A 5,698-nucleotide genomic window follows, 5' to 3' on the forward strand; every position below is an offset into this window, starting at 1 on the left:
CTTCCCGTCCGCGGCGACGGCCGCACGATCGGCCTCCTCCTCTTCTTCCGGGCTCTGCGACGGCGGTTCCGCCACCACCACGTGCGCGTTCGCCCCGCCCATCCCGAACGAGCTGACCCCGGCGATCAGCCGCCGGTCGCCGTCCGGCCAGGGGCCGTGCTCCTCCTGCACCCGCAGCCCGAGATCGGCGAGCGGGATCGCGGGGTTGGCGGAGCGGAAGTGGAGGCTGCGGGGCAGCTCGCGGTGGTGCAGGCTCAGCAGCGTCTTGATCAGGCCGGTGATGCCGGCCGCACCCTCCAGGTGGCCGACGTTGGTCTTGGCGGAGCCCACGCGCAGCCGGGCCCCGTCGCCGCGGCCGGCGCCCAGGGCCTCGCCGAGTGCCGTCGCCTCGACGGGGTCGCCGAGCCGGGTGCCGGTGCCGTGCAGCTCGACGTACTGGATGTCGCCGGGGGCGACGCCGGCGCGGTCGCAGGCCAGTCGCAGCAGGTCGGTCTGGCCCCGGGCGCCGGGGGTGGTGAGGGTGTCCGTGGTGCCGTCGTTGTTGACGGCGCTGCCGAGGATGACGCCGAGCACCCGGTCGCCGTCGTCGAGGGCGTCGGAGAGCCGCTTGAGCAGCACGAGCCCGCCGCCCTCGCCGCGTACGTAGCCGTTGGCGCGGGCATCGAAGGTGTGGCAGCGGCCGTCGGGCGACAGGGCGCCGAACGCCTCGGTGATCTCGTAGCCGTCGGCGGTGAGGTTGAGGCTCACGCCGCCGGCGATCGCGAGGTCCGCCTCGCCGCGCAGCAGGCTTTCGCAGGCGAGGTGCACGGCGGTGAGGGAGGAGGACTGCCCGGTGTCGACGGACATGCTGGGGCCGGTGAGGCCGAGGAGGTACGAGACGCGGTTGGCGATGATGCCGCGGTGCAGGCCGGTCGCGGTGTGCTGGCCGACGGCCGCGGGGCCGAGCTGCTGGGTGAGCCGGGCGTAGTCGTCGGCCATGGCGCCGACGAACACCCCGGTGCGGGTGCCGGCGAGCGACGCGGGCACGATGCCGGTCCGTTCCAGCGCCTCCCATGCCAGCTCCAGCACGAGGCGCTGCTGCGGGTCCATGGCGGCGGCTTCGCGCGGGCCGATGCCGAAGAAGGCGGGGTCGAAGAGGTCGACGTGGTCGAGGAACGCGCCGCTGCGGGCCCTCCCCGGCGCCTCGCCGGGAGCGTGCAGGTCCGGGCGCCCGTCGGGGAGCCCGGTGACGGCGTCGCGGCCGTCGCGCAGCAGCTCCCAGAACGCCTCGGGTGTGTCGGCCTGCGGGAGGCGGCAGGCCGTCCCGACCACGGCGATGGGTACCGGGCCTTCCGGTCGCGCGAGGGCCTGGGCCGCCGGTTCCGACACTGTCCACACTCCGATCCGTCGGGGCCCCGGCGGGCGCGCGGAAGCGGTGCCGGGCGCTGTACTCGCTCATGCTGGGCGGCCGGGCTAAAGAGGGCCTAACCGTGGGCTGAGTGCCCTACTTGCAGGTCATGCGGACTCTGCCGGGGTCTCGCGCCGCTCCCGGCGCCGGGCGCGCAGGCGGACGAAGACGAACCGGGCGACGAGTACGAGGAGGAGGGCGCCGACGACGGCGGTGAACCCGTTGGCGTACTGCTCCACGGTGTCGTGGCTGCTGCCGACGGCGTAGCCGACGGTGAGCAGGACGAGGTTCCACAGCAGCGAGCCGATCGCCGTGTACGCCGTGAACAGCGGCATCGGCATGCGTTCGATGCCGGCGGGCAGCGAGACGTAGCTGCGCACGATGGGGATCAGCCGGCCGACGAGCACGGCCTTGGCGCCGTAGCGCGCGAACCACCCCTCGGCGCGGTCGAGGTCGGACTCCTGGACCAGCGGGAAGCGGATGAAGATGGCGCGGGTGCGGCGTCTGCCGAGGAGCGCGCCGACGTAGTAGTGGAGGACGGAGCCGACCACGGACCCGATGGTGCTCCAGCACACGAGGGCGAGGAAGTCGAGGTCCCCGAGGCGGGCCGTGTACCCGCCGAGCAGCAGCACGAGTTCGCTGGGCACGGTGGGGAAGAGGCTTTCCAGGCCGGTGGCGATGGCGACGCCGGGCGAGCCGAGGCTCTCCATGAGGTCGGTGGCCCAGTTGCCGGAGCTGCCCGCCGGGGCGGCGGCCCACACCTGAGGTTCGAGGATCATCGCACTTCCCGGGCTCTGCGGGTCGGGGGTCGGGCAGGATCGACCGGCGGGCGGTGCCCGCCGGTCTCAGCCCGTCGTTCGGCTGCGGCGCGCGACGTCAGTCGCAGAGCGCAATGGAGTTGAGCGATTCGGTCTCGCTGACGAGGGTCCACGACAGCTCACCGACCTTGCCGGCGTAGCGGCCGCCGGTGCCGTAGGCGGGGAGCTTCTGCTCCTTGCCGGAGGCCAGCGCGGTCAGGTTGACCAGGCCCGCGACGTGGATGGTGCCGTCGTCGAGGGTGTACTGGGAGGCCGAGAAGGAGAACAGCTCGCCGGTGTCGGCGTCCTTCTTGATGATGATGCCCTTGATGTCGTTGGTCCCGATGCGGTTGCGCTGGTCGTCCAGCACCGCGTCCTCGGTGATCACGACGTCGCCGACGCTGGGACCGACCGGAGCCGCGTCCTTCGTCTCGGTGGTGACCAGCTGCTCGATGAACGAGATGGTCACGCACTCATCTTTGTGGGTGTCCGCGGCGTGGGCCTGGCTCGCGCCGATGGGCACGGTGAGCGCGATGGCCGCGGCCCCGGCGGCGGTCAGCCGGGCGGGGAACTCTGTAGGGCGCACTGCTTTCCCTTCTGGTGGTGGTACTGCTGGGCGAAGGCGCCGGACACCGCTCAGCAGAGCAGGCACCGGCGCCGACGCGGTCATGCTGTTCCGTTGGCCTAAAGCCGCCCTTGGCCGGTTCTCACGCCGACCGCGGCGGCGGTGCCCGCCACACCCGGGGACCGCGGCGGCCGATTCCGCCGCGGTCTCCGGGAGGCGCGCACCCGACCGGCTCGTCAGCCGGTCGGGGCGCCGAACCAGGTGCGCAGCGCGGTGCGCAGCTCGTCCTGGCCCCAGCCGGCGCCGTCGTGCCAGGCGACGCAGCCGTCCGGGCGCAGCAGCAGGGTGCCCGGCAGCTCCGGTACGGGCTGGGCGCGGACCACGTCGACGCGGTCGGCCCAGCCGCTCTCCTCCTGCGCGGAGGCGTCACCGGAGAGGTCGAGCAGCACACCGCGGCCGGACTGCAGGGTCTCGGCGACGCCCATGTCGCCGGCCGCGGTCTTGATCTGCACCTTCGGCAGCCGCCGGCCGAGCAGCCGGTCGCCTTCGACGGGCTCCGGCACGCCTTCGTAGGCGAGGGGGACGGCGGGGCCGAGGTTGGTGACGATCTCGGCGAGGAAGACGTTCACCTCGTCGAACTTCAGGAACTCGCCCATCATCTCCCGCATGTAGCGGGCCAGCGGGCGCGGGTAGAGGAGGGCGAGCTGCGCCTGGATGTTCATGCAGGCGAGCCGGCCGGCGAGGTGCCGCTCCACGTGGTACGAGTCGAGCAGGTCCGCCGGCGCCCAGCCGTGGATCTCGGCGGCGATCTTCCAGCCGAGGTTCACCGCGTCGCCGATGGCGGTGCCCAGGCCCTGCCCGTTGTACGGGTAGTGCACGTGCGCGGCGTCGCCGGCGATGAAGACACGGCCCTTGCGGTACTGCTCCGCGTTGCGGGTGACGATCGAGTAGTGCTGCAGCCAGTGCGCCTCGGTGGCCTTCAGCTCCTTGCCGGTCAGCCGCTTGACGGCGTCGCCGAGCTGCTCCAGCGTCGCCGGGCCGTCCTCGAACTCCGGCGGCTCGGTGGAGAACTCGGCGCTGAACACGCGCATGACGTCGGGGCTCAGCGGGGCGCCGAGGAACTGGTCGCCGTTGTCGGTGTAGGACAGCCCGTACTGCTCGCGCGCCACGTCCTCGCGGTTGATCGCGACGTCGCCGACGATGCCGCGTACGACCACCCAGTCGTCGCCGACGTAGTCGATGCCGGCCTGCTTGCGGACGACGCTCTCCCGGCCGTCGCAGCCGACCAAGTACCGGCAGCGCAGCTGCTCCTCGCCGGCGTCGGAGGCGAGCGTCACGGTGACGCCGGACCCGTCCGCGGCCTCCTCGAACCCGGTCAGGCGGGTCGCCCAGCGCAGGTCGACGCCCAGCTCGACGGCCCGGTCGATCAGCACCTTCTCCAGCCTCGACTGGAGCACCATGTGGGTGGGTTCACGCGGCCCCTGCACCTTCTCGAAGGCCAGCCGCAGGTCCGCGAACCGCACCTCGGGGAACGTGACCGTGCCCTCCCGCAGCCCGGCGGCGAGGCCGCGCTGGTCCAGCATCTCCAGCGTGCCCGCGTTGATCGCCATGGCCGGAGCCTCGGCGCGCTGCGTGGGGTGGATGTCCACAAGGACCGCGGGCACGTCACGCATCGCCAGCTCGCAGGCGAGCATCAGACCGGCGGGCCCGGCGCCCACGACGACGACCGGCTCACTCATAAAGGCTCCTTCGGAAGGTACGAACGTACGTCGGTACGGGGCGCGTTGCCCGGGTCGGCGCGCGGCGCGTCACCGGGCCGCGGCCCCGGCCGCTGCGGCGAGGGAGGTCTCCCCCTCGAAGGTGGTCATCAGGTAGCCCGCCAGCGCCTGCGGCGTGGGGTTGTCGAAGATGGCCATCGGCGGGATCTCCAGCCCCGACACGGCCGCGACCCGGTTGCACAGTTCGAGGGCCGTGAAGGAGGAGAACCCCAGCTCGGTGAACTGGGCGTCGGCGGCGATCTCCCCGGTGTCCGCGTGCCCCAGGACCTGGGCGGCGGCGTCCCGCAGCAGCTCCAGCAGCAGGTCGGCCCGCTCGGTGTCGGCGGCGGTGTCGAGCCGGTGGCGCAGCCGCGCCGCGGCCTCGCCGAGCGGCCCGGCTCCGTCGGCCTCGGGCTCCCAGGCGCCGCCCTCCCCCGCGCCGGCGCCGGCTTCGGGGACCGCGCGCAGCAGGGAGCCGGCGGCGCCCTGCTCGGACTGCCTGACGTAGCGGTCCCAGTCGACGTCGACCAGCACGGGCGCGGCCGGCCGGCCGGCGACGGCACGTACCAGCAGCCGTGCCGCGAGCCGCGGCGCCATGGGGCGGATGCCCTGGTAGCGCAGGTGCTTTCCGGCCGGGGTGTCCGCCGCCTCCGGGTCCTGCCACGGGCCGCAGACGACCGGGGTGACGGGCAGGCCGCGCTCGCGGTACGTCTGCGCCAGCGCCTCCAGGTGGGCGTGCACCGCCCCCTGGGCGCCGAAGCCGGCCGCGCCGAGGGCACCGACCGCGGACGTGCAGTGGACGAACGACTCCAGCCCGCGGTCGAGGGTCAGCTCGCAGAGGTTGGCCAGGGACTTCGCGGCCGGGTCGAGCAGCCGGCCGATGTCGTCGGCGTCCACCGCGCCGACGACGGCGTCGTCGAGCTGGGCGGCGACGTGCACGACTGCGGTCAGCGGGTGCTCGGGCGCGACGGAGCGGACGAGTGCGGCGACCGCGGCGCGGTCGGCGAGGTCGACGGCGGCCACCACCGGCTCCGCCCCCGCCTCCCGCAACTGCGCGACCAGCGCAGCGGCTTCCCCGTCCGCGCCTGGCTCGGTGGCCAGCAGCAGGTGCCGTACACCTTCGCGTACGAGCTGCACGGCGATCTCCTCCGCAAGCGCACCGGCCGCCCCGGTCACCAGCACCGTGCCGTCC

At 73.7% G+C, this 5,698-nt stretch carries 5 protein-coding genes; all 5 read right to left on the reverse strand.

Translation table 11 applies throughout. The features are described 5' to 3' along the window. On the reverse strand, positions 1-1,311 hold a 1,311-nt coding region (locus H5J30_RS15540), incomplete at its 3' end, for a beta-ketoacyl [acyl carrier protein] synthase domain-containing protein (protein ID WP_374100985.1). A 183-nt stretch (positions 1,312-1,494) separates the two neighbouring features. Then, the gene (locus tag H5J30_RS15545; RefSeq protein ID WP_181788027.1) at positions 1,495-2,166 is read right to left on the reverse strand and encodes a DedA family protein; all 672 of its coding nucleotides are present in this window, start codon (positions 2,164-2,166) and stop codon (positions 1,495-1,497) included. A 97-nt stretch (positions 2,167-2,263) separates the two neighbouring features. Further along, a complete protein-coding gene (locus H5J30_RS15550) occupies positions 2,264-2,770 on the reverse strand; it encodes an allene oxide cyclase barrel-like domain-containing protein (protein ID WP_181788028.1) in 507 nt (168 codons plus the stop codon). Positions 2,771-2,985: 215 nt separating this feature from the next. Further along, positions 2,986-4,488 carry an FAD-dependent monooxygenase gene (locus H5J30_RS15555; protein WP_181788029.1) on the reverse strand — a complete coding sequence of 501 codons (1,503 nt, stop codon included), beginning with the start codon at positions 4,486-4,488 and terminating at the stop codon, positions 2,986-2,988. A gap of 69 nt (positions 4,489-4,557) precedes the next feature. Beyond that, positions 4,558-5,698: beta-ketoacyl reductase (locus H5J30_RS15560; protein WP_181788030.1), on the reverse strand; the 1,141-nt coding region annotated here is incomplete at its 5' end.

The organism is Streptomyces phytophilus, from assembly GCF_013870535.1.
Lineage (GTDB): Bacteria > Actinomycetota > Actinomycetes > Streptomycetales > Streptomycetaceae > Streptomyces > Streptomyces phytophilus.